General features: G+C 70.5%; 14 protein-coding genes. 7 read left to right on the top strand and 7 right to left on the bottom strand.

The features are described 5' to 3' along the window. The first annotated feature begins 66 nt into the window (after positions 1–66). From CU254_RS12440 to CU254_RS12450, 3 genes are read left to right on the top strand one after another with little or no spacing between them, the layout of a single operon-like run. Positions 67–270: a hypothetical protein gene (locus CU254_RS12440; protein ID WP_078560757.1), complete on the top strand. Its 204-nt coding sequence runs from the start codon at positions 67–69 to the stop codon at positions 268–270. Continuing rightward, the gene (locus tag CU254_RS12445; protein WP_037713444.1) at positions 257–1,573 is read left to right on the top strand and encodes an amidase; all 1,317 of its coding nucleotides are present in this window, start codon (positions 257–259) and stop codon (positions 1,571–1,573) included. The genes CU254_RS12440 and CU254_RS12445 overlap by 14 nt, the downstream gene beginning before the upstream one ends. Then, entirely contained in the window at positions 1,570–2,124 is a 555-nt protein-coding gene (locus CU254_RS12450; protein ID WP_009076133.1) for a TetR/AcrR family transcriptional regulator, read from the top strand. Before CU254_RS12445 ends, CU254_RS12450 begins: the two co-directional genes overlap by 4 nt. Here CU254_RS12450 and CU254_RS12455 read toward each other — a convergent pair. The 4 genes from CU254_RS12455 to CU254_RS12470 all read right to left on the bottom strand — a co-directional run bounded on the left by CU254_RS12455 (position 2,121) and on the right by CU254_RS12470 (position 7,997). Next, positions 2,121–3,314 (bottom strand): GNAT family N-acetyltransferase, encoded by a 1,194-nt coding sequence (locus CU254_RS12455; RefSeq protein WP_009076135.1) that lies wholly within the window; start codon positions 3,312–3,314, stop codon positions 2,121–2,123. The genes CU254_RS12450 and CU254_RS12455 overlap by 4 nt on opposite strands. A gap of 71 nt (positions 3,315–3,385) precedes the next feature. Next, positions 3,386–4,210, bottom strand: coding sequence for a xanthine dehydrogenase accessory protein XdhC (xdhC, locus tag CU254_RS12460; protein ID WP_037713448.1), 825 nt, complete (start codon positions 4,208–4,210; stop codon positions 3,386–3,388). Then, positions 4,207–6,576, bottom strand: coding sequence for a xanthine dehydrogenase molybdopterin binding subunit (xdhB, locus tag CU254_RS12465; RefSeq protein WP_009076140.1), 2,370 nt, complete (start codon positions 6,574–6,576; stop codon positions 4,207–4,209). Before xdhB ends, xdhC begins: the two co-directional genes overlap by 4 nt. Next, positions 6,573–7,997 carry a xanthine dehydrogenase small subunit gene (locus tag CU254_RS12470; RefSeq protein WP_037713451.1) on the bottom strand — a complete coding sequence of 475 codons (1,425 nt, stop codon included), beginning with the start codon at positions 7,995–7,997 and terminating at the stop codon, positions 6,573–6,575. Before CU254_RS12470 ends, xdhB begins: the two co-directional genes overlap by 4 nt. A gap of 418 nt (positions 7,998–8,415) precedes the next feature. On the opposite strand from CU254_RS12470, the gene CU254_RS12475 reads away from it, so the two are divergent. Both CU254_RS12475 and CU254_RS12480 read left to right on the top strand, forming a co-directional pair. Continuing rightward, a complete protein-coding gene (locus tag CU254_RS12475) occupies positions 8,416–9,150 on the top strand; it encodes a hypothetical protein (RefSeq protein ID WP_100266767.1) in 735 nt (244 codons plus the stop codon). Between the two features lie 49 nt (positions 9,151–9,199). Next, positions 9,200–10,594 carry an MFS transporter gene (locus CU254_RS12480; protein WP_009076145.1) on the top strand — a complete coding sequence of 465 codons (1,395 nt, stop codon included), beginning with the start codon at positions 9,200–9,202 and terminating at the stop codon, positions 10,592–10,594. A 52-nt stretch (positions 10,595–10,646) separates the two neighbouring features. Here CU254_RS12480 and CU254_RS12485 read toward each other — a convergent pair whose 3' ends face one another. The 3 genes from CU254_RS12485 to CU254_RS12495 are packed head-to-tail and all read right to left on the bottom strand — an operon-like array spanning position 10,647 to position 12,780. Further along, entirely contained in the window at positions 10,647–11,069 is a 423-nt protein-coding gene (locus tag CU254_RS12485; RefSeq protein ID WP_009076147.1) for a DUF2871 domain-containing protein, read from the bottom strand. Then, positions 11,066–11,764: an ABC transporter ATP-binding protein gene (locus CU254_RS12490; protein ID WP_009076149.1), complete on the bottom strand. Its 699-nt coding sequence runs from the start codon at positions 11,762–11,764 to the stop codon at positions 11,066–11,068. Before CU254_RS12490 ends, CU254_RS12485 begins: the two co-directional genes overlap by 4 nt. After that, positions 11,764–12,780 carry an ABC transporter permease gene (locus CU254_RS12495; RefSeq protein ID WP_009076152.1) on the bottom strand — a complete coding sequence of 339 codons (1,017 nt, stop codon included), beginning with the start codon at positions 12,778–12,780 and terminating at the stop codon, positions 11,764–11,766. The genes CU254_RS12490 and CU254_RS12495 overlap by 1 nt, the downstream gene beginning before the upstream one ends. Before the next feature lie 171 nt (positions 12,781–12,951). On the opposite strand from CU254_RS12495, the gene CU254_RS12500 reads away from it, so the two are divergent. Both CU254_RS12500 and CU254_RS12505 read left to right on the top strand, forming a co-directional pair. Beyond that, entirely contained in the window at positions 12,952–14,127 is a 1,176-nt protein-coding gene (locus CU254_RS12500) for a sensor histidine kinase (protein ID WP_009076154.1), read from the top strand. After that, positions 14,124–14,741, top strand: coding sequence for a response regulator transcription factor (locus CU254_RS12505; RefSeq protein ID WP_009076157.1), 618 nt, complete (start codon positions 14,124–14,126; stop codon positions 14,739–14,741). The genes CU254_RS12500 and CU254_RS12505 overlap by 4 nt, the downstream gene beginning before the upstream one ends. Positions 14,742–14,758 lie beyond the last annotated feature (17 nt).

Below are 14,758 nucleotides of genomic sequence, written 5' to 3' on the forward strand. Positions count from 1 at the left end.
GTTTGCGTTAAGCGACAGTAGTGGCTATCGTCGCTTAACGCAAACCCTTAGCTTTTAGGAGTGCTCGTGTCCGACCTGACCCCCGCCGAGACCGCGCGGCTCGCCGCCCGAGCCGGATTGCCGCTGGCCGATGCCCGGCATACCGACGTGGCCGCCGTCGCCAACCACATCCACTCCGTCGTGTCCGTTCTGCGCGACCTGGATTTCGGCGACACCGCACCGGCTTCCACCTACCGCGCGGAGGAGGGCGTCCGTCATGTCGCTGGCTGACCTCACTCTCGCCGAAGCGTCCGCCGCGATCCGGGACCGGCGGGTCTCACCCGCCGAACTGGTCGAGGACGTCCTGGCCCGCATCGACGAGGTCGAACCGCGGTTGCGCGCGTACGTCACGGTGGACGCCGACCGGGCCCGTGCCGAAGCCGCGGAGCTGGGCGAAATCCACGGCCCGCTGCACGGCATCCCGATGGGCTTGAAGGACCTGATCGACGTCGCCGGTACCGCGACCACCGCCAGTTCCCAGGTGCGCGCCGGACATCGCGCCGAGCGGGACAGCACCGTCGCCGCCCAGCTCAAGGCCGCCGGAGCGGTCCTGCTCGGCAAAACCCACACCCACGAATTCGCCTACGGCCTCACGACTCCGCAGACCCACAACGCCCGCAACCCGTCCCGCGTAGCCGGGGGATCCAGCGGCGGTTCCGCTGTTGCCGTCGCCGCCGGGGCCGCGACGTTCGCGATGGGCACCGACACCGGCGGTTCGATCCGGGTCCCCGCCGCGCTGAACGGTGTCGTCGGCCTGAAACCGACGTACGGGCTCATCCCGCGCAACGGCGTGACCTCGCTGTCCTGGTCGCTGGACCACGTCGGCCCGATCACCCGCACCGTCGAGGACGCGGCACTGGTGTTGTCTGTCCTGATTGGACAGTCGTTCTCAATCGGCGACGACCTCACCGGGCTGCGCGTCGGAGTCCCCGGCAACTACTACTTCGACCACGTCGACCCGGCCGTGGAAGCCGCTGTCCGCGAGGCGATCGACCATCTCGCCGAACTGGGTGCCGAGCTGGTCGACGTCGAAATCCCGATGACCCGGTACCTGCAGGCAACGCAGTGGGGCCTGATGGTCCCCGAGGCCACGGCGTATCACGAGCGGAGCCTGCGCACCGTGCCGGACCAGTACGCCGCGGACGTCCGCGTCCTGCTGGAGGCGGGCGAGCTGATGAGCGCGGGGGATTACCTGCGCGCCCAACGGTCCCGCACCCTCATGCGCCAGGAATGGACGCGGCTGTTCGACAAGATCGACGTCCTCGCCGCACCGACCGTCCCGATGACCGCCGTCCCGGCCGGACAGGAGACCGTCACGTGGTCCGACGGGAGTGTCGAAGCAGTCTCGGACGCGTACGTACGGCTCTCGGCCCCCGCGAACATCACCGGCGTGCCAGCGTTGACGCTTCCGGTCGGCGACGATCCCGACGGATTGCCGATCGGCCTGCAGCTTCTCGCCCGGTCGCATGGCGAGTCCGTGCTGCTGCGGACCGGACACGCCTTGGAACGGGCGCGCCTTACAGTGACAAGGTGAGCCAGAAGCGGATGGTGCGTCCGGGCGGGCGCAGCGCGCGAGTCCAGGAGTCGGTGCACGCCGCCGTCCGCGACCTGATCGCCGAAGCGGGCCGGGACGCGCTGACCGTGCCGCAGGTCGCCGCGCGGGCGGGCGTCACGCCGTCGACGATCTACCGGCGGTGGGGCGACCTGCAGGAACTCCTGTCGGACGTCGCGGTCGAGCGGCTGCGCCCGGAAGCCCCGCCGGAGGACCACGGTTCGCTGGCCGCGGACCTCACGGCGTGGACCGAGCTGTTCCTGGACGAAATGTCCTCGCCCGCCGGCCGGGCCTACATCCGCGACGCGCTGCTCGGCGACCCGGACGGAAGCAACGCCGGACAGTGCTCGGCCTACGCCGTCGACCAGGTGGAAGTCGTCCTGGCCCGCGCGGCCGCCCGGGGCGAGCCGGCCCCGGCGGCGGACACGGTGATGGACCGGGTGGTGGCTCCGATCATGTACCGGATCCTGTTCCGCCCGGAGGGCCTCGACGCCGCGTACGCCCGCCGGTTGGCGGCTGAGGTGCTGGCTTAGAACCAGTGCACGCAGTGCGGCGCGCGATCCGAACGGAACAACGCATCCGCCGCTCCGGCTGCCTCTCCGTTGTGCGCCCGCACATGTCCGGCCCGGACCAGCACGCTCGGCACCGTCCCGCCGAGGTAGATCGACCCCAGATCGCTCACGTCCAGCGACAGATCCGGCGCGAGGTCCGTCCGTACGCACTCGGCCTTGCCGTCCCGGACCGTCAGCCGGTACCGGCCGTGCTCCTCCAGGAACGGGTCGGTCACGTCCAGGACCAGCGAACCGTCCGCGAACCAGCCGCGAGTGGTCAGCGCGCGCGGGACGTCCAGCAGCCGGACCCAGAGCCAGTCCGTCGTGGTGGGCTCGCCCGCGCGCAGGTCGGCCAGCTGCCAGCGCAGCGGGTTTCCCGGCGGGAGATGCTTGAAGTCGATCTTCTTGACCAGGTCGTGCCCCAGCAGGTATTGGGTGAGCGAGGTGAAAGCGGCGTCGTCCACCGCGATGACCTCGTCGACCGTCAGGACGCCGTCGGTGACCAGGTAGCTCGCATATCCGTCCGCGGTCCCGTCGGCGTCCCGGTGCACGGCGAGGTACCGCGGTTCCGGGCCGGTCGGCGGGTGTCCCGCGCCCAGTGCCCACCAGCGGTGCGGCCTCGACAACGCGCCCGGCTGGGTGCGCCGGTAGCGGTCGTAGATCTCTTCCAGCAACTCGCCGCAGTCGACGCGCCGGAGCAGTTCGACGGAGCCGGTCGCGACCGCCGAACCCCCGCGCGGGGCGCCGAAAGCGGAGCGGTGCCGTTCGACGGTCATCTGCTCGGTGTAGGTCGCCGGGCCGTAGCCGAACCGCCGGTAGATCACCGCTTCGGAGCAGAGCAGCACCGACAGGAACTCGCCGCGGGCGCGGACGTCGGCCAGGTGTTCCTGCATCAACGCGCGGAGCACGCCCTGCCGCCGATGCGTCGGAAGCACCCCGACAGCGGTCACCCCGGCGGCGGAGGCGAGCACGTCGCCCGGCAGCGTGAGGTCGAAGGAGTGCGCGCCGGTGGTGCCGACCGCCTTCCCGTCCGGCGCGTGGGCGATCAAGCTCCGTTCGCTCTCGAACGCGCCCAGGATGCCGCTGCCCGGCGACTCGGGCCAGTAGCGGCCGAACGCAGCCTGGACGGTGCTGAAGAAGAGGTCGTAATCGTTGTTGCGCCGGATTTCCATCGCAGGAGGCCCCCAGGAGCTGACGGTGTCTCCCCGTATCCCAGTCGTGCTCCCGGGGGCAAGCAAGCGATTTACGCCTGAAGCGCGCCCGGCTGGACGCGCGCCTGGAATTTCTGCAGCAACGAGGCCGCGACGCTCACCGCGATCACCGCCGGTTCCTTCCCGGTCAGGTCCGGAAGCCCGATCGGCGTCGTGATCCGGGACAGCGCGGCCTCGTCGTGCCCGAGGTCGGTCAGCCGCTTCCGGAACCGCGACCATTTCCCGGCGGACCCGATCAGCCCGATCGATCCGCACGTGCCGCTGCGCAGCGCCGCGTCGCACAGCGCGATGTCCTCGGCGTGGTCGTGCGTCATGATCAGCACGTGCGTGCCCGCCGGCAGTTCGGACAGCACGGTTTCCGGCAGCAACGGGACCTGGTGGACGTGCACGCTCGCCACCGCGTCGTCGAGCACGGCCAGCCGTTCCGGGGTCAGCTGCGCCGGACGGCTGTCGATCAGGTGCAGCGAAACCTCGTGCCGGGCGAGCACCCGCGCCAGCTCCAGGCCGACGTGCCCGACTCCGAAGACCGCCACCGCGGGCCGCACCGGCAGCGGTTCGAACAACAGCGTCATCGTGCCTCCGCAGCATTGCACGCCATGCTGGTAAGGAGCCTTGTCGGACAGCGAAAGCGTTTGCAGCACCGGCGCGGTCGCGTTGTCCCGCAACAGTTCCCGGGCCTGCTCGATCGCGACCGCCTCGGCGTTGCCGCCGCCGATCGTGCCGTGGGTTTCCGCGGTGCCGACCACCATTTTCGCGCCGCCCTCGCGCGGGGTGTGCCCGCGCGAGGACGTCACGGTGACGAGTACGCCCGGCAGCCCCGCGTCCCGCAGGTGCTGGACCGCGCTGAGCCAGTTCATGGCTGGCCCACCAGATCCGGTACCTGCTCCTCGACCTCCGGAGCGGCGGTGACTGCGCGATCGATCGCCCAGAACACGGCCTCCGGCGTCGCCGGGGACGCGAGGTCGACGCTGTGCCCGGGTTCGCCGAACGCGGCGACCGCCTGCCGCAGCGCTTCCCGCACCGCGAAGGCCAGCATCAACGGCGGTTCGCCGACCGCCTTCGAGCCGTAGACCGCGCCGTCTTCCGCGGCATCGGTCAGCAGTGTGACGTTGAAGACCTCCGGCATCTCCGACAGGCTCGGCAGTTTGTACGTGCTCGCCGCCTGGGTCGCGAGCCGTCCGCGCGAGGGCCGGTCGGACTCGTCCCAGCGCAGGTCTTCCAGCGTCAGCCAGCCCATGCCCTGCACGAACCCGCCCTCGATCTGGCCGATGTCGATCAGCGGGGACAGGCTGTCGCCGACGTCGTGCACGATGTCGACCCGCCGTGTCCGGTACGCGCCGGTGAAGTCGTCCACCTCGACCTCGGCGAGCGCCGCGCCGTAGGCGAAGTACTTGAACGGGGTGCCGCTCATCGTCGCGGAATCCCAGCTCAGGCCCTCGGTCCGGTAGTACCCGGCGGCGGAAAGGTGCACCCGGTCGAAGTAGGCCGCGTGCACGAGTTCGTCCCAGCCGAGTTCCTCGCCGGACGGGGTGCGCGCGGCGCCGCGGACGATCCGGACGTCGCTTTCCGGGACGCCGAGCTTGCCCGCCGCGACGGCGAGCAGCCGGTCGCGGATCTGCTCGCAGGCGTTCTTGACCGCGCCGCCGTTGAGGTCCGCGCCGGAACTCGCCGCGGTGGCCGAGGTGTTCGGCACCTTGTCGGTCCGGGTCGGGGCCAGCCGCACCTTCTCCGGCGGCACGCCCAGGGCGGTCGCGGCCACCTGCAGCATCTTCGTGTGCAGGCCCTGGCCCATTTCGGTGCCGCCATGGTTGATCAGGACCGAGCCGTCCTTGTACACGTGCACCAGCGCGCCGGCCTGGTTGAACGCCGTCAGGTTGAAGGAAATCCCGAACTTCACCGGCGTGATCGCGAGGCCGCGCTTAGAATGCGCGTGCTTCGCGTTGTACGCGGCGATCTCGGCCTGCCGACGCTCGGCGTCGCCCGAGTCGAGCAGTTGCTGCCAGATCCGGTGGATGCGTTCCGGGTGCCGCACCGGCATCCCGTACGGCGTTTCCTGGCCCTCGGAGTAGAAGTTGCGCCGCCGAAGTTCGGTCGGATCGATGCCGAGCAGCGGCGCGCAGCGGCCGAGGATGTCCTCGATCACCAGCATTCCCTGCGGCCCGCCGAAGCCGCGGAACGCGGTCTGCGACGTCTTGTTCGTCTTCGCGATCCGCCCCATCGCGCGGACGTGCGGGATCCAGTACGCGTTGTCGACGTGGCACAGCGCGCGGGCGAGCACCGGCTCGGACAGGTCGAGGCTCCAGCCGCCGTCCGCCGTCAGCACGACGTCCAGCGCCTGAAGCTTGCCGTCGGAGTCGAAACCGACGCTCCATTCGGCGTGAAAACCGTGCCGCTTGCCGGTCATCGTCATGTCCTGGGTGCGGGTCAGCCGCAGCCGCACCGGCCGTCCGGTGAGCGTCGCGCCGAGCGCGGCGACGGCGGCGTATCCGTGCGGCTGCCATTCCTTGCCGCCGAACCCGCCGCCCATCCGCAGGCTCTGCACGGTGACCTCGTGGCTGTGCTTGCCCAGCACGTGCGCCACGATGTCCTGCGTTTCCGACGGATGCTGCGTGCTGCTCTGCACGAAAATCTGGTCGGACTCGTCGACGTGCGCCAGCGCGCACTGGGTTTCCAGGTAGAAATGCTCCTGGCCGGCGAAGTCGAACTCGCCGCGGAAAACGTGCGCCGAACCGGCCATCCCCGCGTCGACGTCGCCGCGCGCCACCACCCGCGGCTCGCCCTGGAAGCTGCCCGCGGCGATCGCCTCGCCGACGGTCACCAGCGACGGCAGCGCTTCGAGGTCCACCTCGACCGCCGCCGCGCCCAGCCGCGCCGCCTCCAGCGTCTCGCCGAGCACCCAGCACACCGCGTGGCCGTAGAACATCACCTCGGACGGGAACAGCGGTTCGTCGTGGTGCACGCCGGAATCGTTGACGCCAGGGACATCCGCCGCGGTGAGCACGCGAACCACGCCGGGCACGGCGTCCGCCGCCTCGGTGCGGATCGCGAGCACCTTCGCGTGCGCCTCGGTTACCTGTACGGGGTATGCGTGCAGGACGTCTTTCGTGCGGGCGACGAGGTCGTCGGTGTACAGCGCGGTGCCGCGGACGTGCGCCGCGGCGGCTTCGTGCGGCCGGGCGATCCCGACGGACGGGCTTTCCGGGCGTTCGGAGAGTGCGCTCATGCTCGTGCTCCCTCGAGAGAGTCGGCGTGAAGTTTCAGCAGGCTGCGGCCCAAGGTCGCGGCGCGGTAGGCGGCGCTCGCGCGGTGGTCGTCCATCGGTGTGCCTTCGCCGCGCAGGATTTCCGCTGCGGCGCGGACGGTTTCCTCGTTCCAGGACTGTCCGACGAGCGCCGCTTCGGTGGCTTTGGCGCGAATCGGCGTCGCGGCGACCCCGCCGAGTCCGATCTGGGCGGTGCGGACGAGACCGTCTTCGATGTCGAGCGCGAACGCGACGGCGACGCTGGAAATATCGTCGAACCGACGCTTGGCGACCTTGTGGAACGCGGTGGTTCCCGCCAGCGGCAAGGGAATCCGCACCGAACGGATCAGCTCGTCCGGCCGTCGCACGCTCTGCCGGTATCCGGTGAAGTACTCGTCGAGCGGCACCTCGCGTTCACCGTCTACAGAGGACAGAACGACCCGCGCGCCGAGGGCGAGCAGCACCGGCGCGGAGTCGCCGATCGGCGAGCCGGTGCCGAGGTTGCCGCCGAGCGTCGCGGCGTTCCGGATCAGCCGCGACGCGAACTGCGGGATCAGCTGGCTCAGCAGCGGCACCCGGCCGTCGAGGCGGCGGTCCATTTCGGTGAGGCTCAGCCCGGCCCCGATTTCGATCGTGTCCGCGCCGATGTCCAGCACCTGCAGTTCCGGCACGCGGTCGATGGCGACGACGCAGTCCGCGCGGACGCCGCGGATGTTGACCTCGACGCCCCAGTCCGTCGACCCGGCCACGAAAGTCGCGTCAGGACGGTCGTGGCGCAGCTGCAGTGCTTCGGCCCAGCTGGCCGGTCGGAGATAGTCCCGGCCGTCGCTGTGCAGCTGGGTCGCAACGGGTTCCGGCGCGCGGCAGGTCCGCCGCTGCGCGAGCGGATCCTCGGCCGGGGGAGCGCCGAGCGCGTGCGCGGCGTCGCGGATCGGCCGGTATCCGGTGCAGCGGCAGAGGTTTCCGCTCAGCGCGTGGATGTCGAAACCGTTCGGCGCGTGGTCGTCGCTGGTCGCGTCGCGGTCGCTGCGGTAGTACTCGGCGGCCATGCTGCAGACGAAGCCGGGAGTGCAGTAGCCGCACTGGGATCCGCCGCGCACGGCCATTTCGTGCTGCACCGGGTGCAAGTCCGCGGTTGACCCGAGACCCTCGGCCGTCCAGACTTCCTGCCCGTCCAGGGATCCGACCGGGGCGAGGCACGCGTTGATCGCGACCAGGTCCGTCGGGGATTCGACGCCGGGCCGCGCGACCAGGATCGCGCACGCGCCGCATTCGCCCTCGGCGCAGCCCTCCTTGCAACTGGTCAGGCCCTGTCCGCGGAGCCAGTCCAGTGCCGTGGTGTGCACGGGAACGGCGCCGATCGCGGTGCGTTTCCCGTTGACGGTCACCTCGGGGTCGACCATCGGAGTTCCTCTCGTCTTCTCTCGGCTGGGCCACGGCCGCCGACGCGCCATCTGCGCAGGTCAGGGGACCGTGGGAAAGAGCGGCAACGGGACGCGAGCCCGTGCGCGAGCGCGGCCGAGCGGGGGAGACCGCTCAGCGGCGCGTTGGCCAGCCGTGCGCGACGCGCCCCTTGTTCCAGGCGGACTGGCGCGTGCGCTGACGGAGGTCGGCGAGCTGTCCGGAAGTCAGCAGCATCGCGCACCTCCTCGAGAGCGAACGGAACGGGCGGTGCGGGCGCACCGCCGTCGACGAAGCGTAACGCCGGTCTCAGCCCGAGACAAGGGCCGGGGTCGCCCGAAAGGAGACCCAGGACACACTTCTAAATACCCCCAGGGGGTATACAGTTCGTGCCGTCGAGAACGAACGAAGGAGAGTCCGATGAACGTCAACGGCACCGCACTTTCGACCGGCGAAGTCCAGCTCGGCGTGGTGCGCGCCCCGGCGACGGCGGGGGAGGACGGCGAGCTGTCGTTCACTGTCGCCACCGCCGACGGACAGCCGGTAACCAAATACGAGGAGGCGCACGGCAAGCAGTTGCACCTGATCGTGGTTCGCAACGACGGCGCGCATTTCCGGCACCGCCATCCGGTGCTCGACCCGGAAACCGGTGTCTGGAAGATCCCGTGGACCTGGGAGGCGGCGGGCACCTACCGCGTGTTCACCGACCTGACCCCCGCGGGCGGGGAAAGCGTGACGCTGTCGCGGACGGTCGAGGTGGCCGGGGATTACCAGCCGCAGGCCGCGGAACCGATCGCTACGAGCGTCGTCGACGGCTACGAGGTGACCCTCGACGGCACGCTCGCGGCTGGGGCCGGAACGCTGCTGACCGCCCGCGTAACCAGGGACGGTCGGCCGGTCACCGACCTGGAGCCGTACCTGGGGTCGTTCGGGCACCTGGTCGCGCTGCGCCAGGGCGACCTCGCCTACCTGCACATCCACGCGCTCGACGACGGGAAGCCCGGGGAAATCCGCTTCCACGCCGAGGCTCCGACGACCGGCCGGTACCTGCTGTACCTGGACTTCCAGGCCGAGGGCGTCGTGCGCACCGCCGCCTTCGTCCTCGACGCCGGGCTCGCCGCGCCCGGCCGCCACGACCACCACAGCCACCGCTGAGCAGCCGCATGCCGTGCTGCCGTTCCCCTTGAAGAGAAAGCGAAAGACGATGACCACTGCCCAAGAAACCCGGCCGAACGCGCTCCGCTGGTGGGCGCTCGGACTGATCGCCCTGGCCCAGTTCATGGTGATCATGGATACCTCGATCATCGGCGTCGCGCTGCCGCGCATGCGCGATGCCCTCGGCTTCACGCCCAGCACGCTGTCGTGGGTCTTCAACGCCTACGTGATCGCCTTCGGCGGCCTGCTGCTGCTCGGCGGGCGGCTCTCGGATTTGTTCGGCGCCAGAAAGCTCTTCGCCGCCGGATGGGCGATTCTTCTGGCCGGTTCGGTGCTCGCCGGAGCCGCTGGGAACGTGCCGGTCGAACTCGCCGGCCGGGTCGTGCAGGGCGCGGGAGCCGCGCTCATCGCCCCATCCGCGCTGACGCTGCTGATGATGCTCTTCGGCAGCAACCCGAAGGAACTCACGAAAGCCCTTGCCCTGTACGGCGCGGCGGCTCCGGCCGGCGGCACCGCGGGAGTGTTCCTCGGCGGGGTGATCACCGAGTACCTGTCGTGGCCGTGGGTGTTCTACCTGAACGTGCCGATCGCGCTGCTCGCGCTGTTCGCCACTCGCGCCGTGCTGCCCGGGGGAGCGACCGGGACCCGAGGCACCGTTGACGTTTTCGGCGCGCTGACGGTCACGCTCGGCTTGGGCACGCTGGTGTACGGGATCGTCCGCGCTCCGGAGGCGGGCTGGGCGGCCACCGGGATCGCGGTCGCGGCCGGTCTCGCGCTGCTCGCGGTTTTCGTTGTCCGGCAGGCGAAAGCCCGCACCCCGCTGATGCGGCTGTCGATCTTCCGCGCCCCGCGGCTCGGCGCGGCCAACCTCGCGCAGGTGTTCCTCGGCGCGGCGTGGATTCCGATGTGGTTCTTCCTGAACCTCTACCTGCAGCAGGTGCTCGGCTTCCGCGCCTTCCCGGCGGGTGCGGCGCTGCTGCCGATGACCGCGCTGATCATGCTGGGGATGATCGCGCTGGCCCCGCGGGTGATCGGCCGGTTCGGCCCGAAGCCGCCGATCGTCGCCGGATTGCTGCTGCTGGCGATCGGGCTGGGCTGGCTCGCGCTGGTGCGCGCGGAGGGCACCTTCTGGGTCGACGTCCTGCCCGCGTCGCTGGTCGCGGCCCTGGGGATGTCGCTGGCGTTCATCCCGTCGCTCAGCACGGCGATTTCCGCGGCCCGGCCGGAAGAAGGCGGCCTCGCGTCGGGGATCGTGAACACCGGCTACCAGGTGGGTTCGGCGCTGGGACTGGCCGTGATGACCGCGCTGGCGGCCGCCTCGGGCGCGGGCGCGCTCGGCGACCCGGCGGCGTTGACGAACGGCTACTCGGTGGCGTTCATCGGCTCGGCCGTGATTGCCCTCGCCGGTGCTGCCCTGGCGGCGGTCACCTTCCGCCGCCAGTAGGCCCGTGAAGGACTCCTTGAGGGAATCAGATTCCCTCAAGGAGTCCTTCACGTCACGCCTTTGTCTCGGCGGGCTTCCAGATGCGCCCGTGGAGGCCGACGAACAGCAACACGAATGCGACCGTCAGCAGGATGTGCCCCAGCCCGGCGATCCCGGCGATCGCCGCGCCGGATTCCTTGCCCAGCACGGTGAGCGTGCCGTGCACGACCATCCCGCCGACCGTGACCAGCATCCCGGCGTGGTAAATCCAGAAGAACGGCGCGAACGACCTCGTCGCCGACAGCGTGAACACCTTGTCCAGCACCAGGACGATCAGGAACACGAGCGTCCCGAGCGCGAGCAGGTGGGTGTGCACAATGGACAGCTGGGTGTCGCCGGTGAAGTGCTCCGCCTTGGTCAGCTCGCGGTAGTACAGCCCGCCGAGCAGGCCGAGGATCGTGTAGATCGCGGCGGCCCAGTAGATCTTCTTCGTCATCGGTTCTCCTCGGCGCCGGCCCGGGCCGGCTGGTGGATCCGTCCGTCGACGACCTCGTGCACCGAGTCGACCCCTTCGAGGTGGGAGCGGTCGTGGGTGACCAGCACGGTTGCCGTCGCCTGTTGGTGCGTGATCGTAGTGAGCAGATCGACGACCGCCGCGCCGCGGTCCCGGTCCAGCGCGCTGGTCGGTTCGTCGACCAGCAGCACGGCGGGCTCGTTCATCAACGCCCGCGCGATGTTCACCCGCTGCTGCTGTCCGCCGGAAAGCCGCCCCGGCCGGTGGGTCGCCCGGTCGGCGAGCCCGACGGCGTCGAGCAGTTCCTTCGCGCGTTTCGCCGCTTCGCCGCGCGGTGTTCCGTTCAGGTGCGCCATGACTTCCAGCTGTTCCGCCGCGGTGAGCGACGCGAGCAGATTCGGCTGCTGGAACACGATCCCGATCTTGGTGCGCCGCAGTTCCGCCAGCGCGGCCCGGTCCAGGCCGGTGGTGTCGACGCCGCCGACGACCACGCGTCCGCGATCGGGCCGGATGAGCGTCGCGGCGACGGCGAGCAGGCTCGATTTGCCGGAGCCGGACGGCCCGACCACCGCGGCGACGTTCCCGGCGGGCACGTGGAGGTGGACCTGGTCGAGGGCGGTGAGGCGGGAATCGCCGTCGGGGTAGGTGAGGGTGATGCCGGACAGGTGCAGGCTCATCAGTGCGCTCCGGAGGTCAGTGCGGTCAGCGGGTCGACGGAGGTGATGCGGCGGACCGCCAGCGCGGCGCCGAGCACCCCGAGGACCACGAGCACCGCGGCCGGGCCGAGCAACGTGCCCACGCTGAGCACGAACGGCACCGTTTCCGACGCGACCGCTCCGAGCGCGGCGGCGAGCCCGGTCCCGAGCGCGGTTCCGCCGATCAGCAGCACGACGGCTTGCCCGAGCGCGTCTCGCAGCAGGTACTTCGTGGTCGCGCCGAGTGCTTTCAGCACCGCGATGTCGCGGCTGCGCTGGATCGTCCACACGGTGAAGAACGCGCCGATCACCAGCGCGGAGATCACGAACAGGAAGCCGCGCATGAGCTGGAGCGAGCCGTTTTCCGCCGAGTAGGAGCCGATCGCGGACAACGCGTCGTCCTTCGTGACGGTGCGGGTGCCGAGACGCGCGTCCGCGGCGGAGAGGTCGGCGGACGAATCGGCGGCCACCGCGAGCACTGTCGCGTTTGGACCGGCGAAGTGCGTCCACACCACCGGGAGATGGCTGTAGGACGCGTCTCCGTCGATGGCGGACACGGTGACTTTCTGGCCTTGCAGCGTGAGCTGGTCGCCTTCTCGTGCCTTCAACGCGTCCGCGGCGCTCGTCGACAAGACGACCGTGCCCGGCCTCGAGTTCCGGACTCCGAATGCCGCCAACGTCGCGGTGCGCTCGCCGGCCGCCGCGCTGGCGGTGCTGATCGCGATCGGTTCCGCACTGGTCACTCCGGGCATCCGGGCGTACTGTTCGGCCTGCTCGCGGGTCACTGTGGACTGTCCAAACGAGAGCGAGCCGCTGCCGGGATCGGCGAAGACCAGATGGTCGGCCGCCAGCCCGGTGATCGCGGACGTGCTCTTCTCGGCCAGTCCCGAGGTGAGCCCGGACAACAGCCCGACCAGCAACGTCATCAGCACGACGACGGTCCCCATCAACGCGAACCGCCCCTTGGCGAAGCGCAGATCCCGCCACGCGACGAACATGTGCGTCCCTTCCTTTTCGGTGTGCTTCCCAGCATCGGCCGACCCGGGCGCGGGGACATCGCGCCGCGGACGGTCTCCGGCGCATCGATGGGTGCACGCGCCGCTCAACCTTTCGATTGATGCGGATTCCGCCCGGGACACGGACAATCGACCGGGGAGGTAGCCGCTTTCGTGAACCCGCAGACCCTCGACCGGCCGTTGCGCGTGCTGCGCGTCTGCCTGCACCTCCTGCTGGCCGGGCTGCTGGTGCTCGCCGTCGCGCGCGCGTTCGCCGAGGGCCAGCCGCACGCGCCCGCGGTGCTGGCCGGGGCGCTGGCGATGGGCGGCGTCTACACCGTGGGCCCGCTGCTGCCCCGGATCGGCCGGTTCCCGGGCGCGACGGCCGGATGGCTGGCCGTGCTGGGCGTCGCGTGGCTCGTGCTGCTGTGGCTCACCCCGGACGGCGTGTGGCTGGCTTTCCCGCTGTACTTCCTGCAAATGCACCTGCTGCCGACGCGCTGGGGCCCGGCCGTCGTCGCGCTGACCACGGTGCTGGCGATCGCCGGTTTCACCTGGCACCAAGGCGGGTTCAGCGTCGGCGTGCTCCTCGGCCCGACGCTCGGGGCCGCGGTCGCGATCGCCACTGTGCTCGGTTACCAGGTGCTCTACCGCGAAAGCGAGCAACGGCGGCAGCTCATCGAGGAGCTGCGCGAGACCCGCAACGACCTGGCCGCGATGGAACATTCCGCCGGAGTCCTCGCCGAACGCGAACGATTGGCACGGGAAATCCACGACACCCTGGCGCAGGGTCTGTCGAGCATCCACCTGCTGCTCCGGGCGGCCGAACGCGCGCTGCCGGACCGTCCCGAGGCCGCGGTTCCGCACGTCGCTCAGGCCCGGCAAGCCGCCCAGGACAATCTCACCGAAGCCCGCCGTCTCGTCTACGCCCTGGCCCCGGTCGAACTGGAAGGCGCTTCGTTGCCCGCGGCGCTGGAACGTCTATGCGCGACCACGCAACAACGTTCCGGCCTGACCGTCCACTTTCACCTCAGCGGCACCCCGTTCGACGTGCCCACCGCGTATGAGGTCGCGTTGCTGCGCATCGCGCAGTCGGCGCTGGCCAACACTGTCCGGCACGCCGCCGCGAGCCGGGCCGAGCTGACCTTGAGTTACATGGACACGAGCATCACCCTGGACGCCGTGGACGACGGCATTGGTTTCGACTCGCAGGAAGTGCGCGGCGGCAGCGGATTCGGTCTGCCCGCCATGCGCGCCCGGGCCCGCTCCCTCGGCGGCTCGTGGACAGTGGAATCGGCGCCCGGCAACGGCACCGCGCTGGCCGTGAGCTTCCCGGTGGACTCGCGATGATCCGCCTCCTGCTGGCCGACGACCATCCGGTCGTCCGCGCCGGATTGCGCGCCGTGCTGGAAACCGAACCGGACCTGGAAGTCGTCGCCGAGGCGTCCTCGGCGGAGGAAGCCGTGCGGCTCGCGGGCGGCGTGGATGTCGTCCTGATGGACCTCCAATTCGGCTCCGGAATGCCCGGTTCCGAAGCGACCGCGCAGATCACCGCGGCGGCGGACGCGCCGAAAGTCCTGGTCCTGACGACCTACGACACCGACGGCGACATCCTGGCCGCCATCGAAGCGGGCGCGACCGGGTACCTGTTGAAGGACGCCCCGCCGGAAGACCTCGCCGCCGCGGTGCGCAACGCCGCTGCCGGACAGACCGTCCTGGCTCCCGCGGTCGCCCACCGGCTGATGAACCGCATGCGCACCCCGGCGGCCGCGCTGTCGCCGCGGGAAATCGAGGTGCTCGGTCTGGTCGCCGACGGATTGTCGAACCTGGAGATCAGCAAACGGCTGTTTTTGAGCCAGGCCACGGTGAAATCGCATCTGGTGCACATTTACGCGAAACTGGGAGTGGATTCCCGGACGGCGGCGGTGGCGGCGGGGAAGGCGCGCGGGCTGATCCGCCGCTGACGGCTTCGCAGACGGGC

Source organism: Amycolatopsis sp. AA4 (genome assembly GCF_002796545.1).
Lineage (GTDB): Bacteria > Actinomycetota > Actinomycetes > Mycobacteriales > Pseudonocardiaceae > Amycolatopsis.

Excerpts from the sequence above, each read along its gene's own strand:
- CU254_RS12475 (WP_100266767.1), top strand. The coding sequence starts at position 8,416 with ATGAACGTCAACGGCACCGCACTTTCGACCGGCGAAGTCCAGCTCGGC.
- xdhC (WP_037713448.1), bottom strand. The coding sequence starts at position 4,210 with ATGAACTGGCTCAGCGCGGTCCAGCACCTGCGGGACGCGGGGCTGCCG.
- xdhB (WP_009076140.1), bottom strand. The coding sequence starts at position 6,576 with ATGAGCGCACTCTCCGAACGCCCGGAAAGCCCGTCCGTCGGGATCGCC.
- CU254_RS12470 (WP_037713451.1), bottom strand. The coding sequence starts at position 7,997 with ATGGTCGACCCCGAGGTGACCGTCAACGGGAAACGCACCGCGATCGGC.
- CU254_RS12495 (WP_009076152.1), bottom strand. The coding sequence starts at position 12,780 with ATGTTCGTCGCGTGGCGGGATCTGCGCTTCGCCAAGGGGCGGTTCGCG.
- CU254_RS12505 (WP_009076157.1), top strand. The coding sequence starts at position 14,124 with ATGATCCGCCTCCTGCTGGCCGACGACCATCCGGTCGTCCGCGCCGGA.
- CU254_RS12490 (WP_009076149.1), bottom strand. The coding sequence starts at position 11,764 with ATGAGCCTGCACCTGTCCGGCATCACCCTCACCTACCCCGACGGCGAT.
- CU254_RS12455 (WP_009076135.1), bottom strand. The coding sequence starts at position 3,314 with ATGGAAATCCGGCGCAACAACGATTACGACCTCTTCTTCAGCACCGTC.
- CU254_RS12445 (WP_037713444.1), top strand. The coding sequence starts at position 257 with ATGTCGCTGGCTGACCTCACTCTCGCCGAAGCGTCCGCCGCGATCCGG.
- CU254_RS12480 (WP_009076145.1), top strand. The coding sequence starts at position 9,200 with ATGACCACTGCCCAAGAAACCCGGCCGAACGCGCTCCGCTGGTGGGCG.
- CU254_RS12485 (WP_009076147.1), bottom strand. The coding sequence starts at position 11,069 with ATGACGAAGAAGATCTACTGGGCCGCCGCGATCTACACGATCCTCGGC.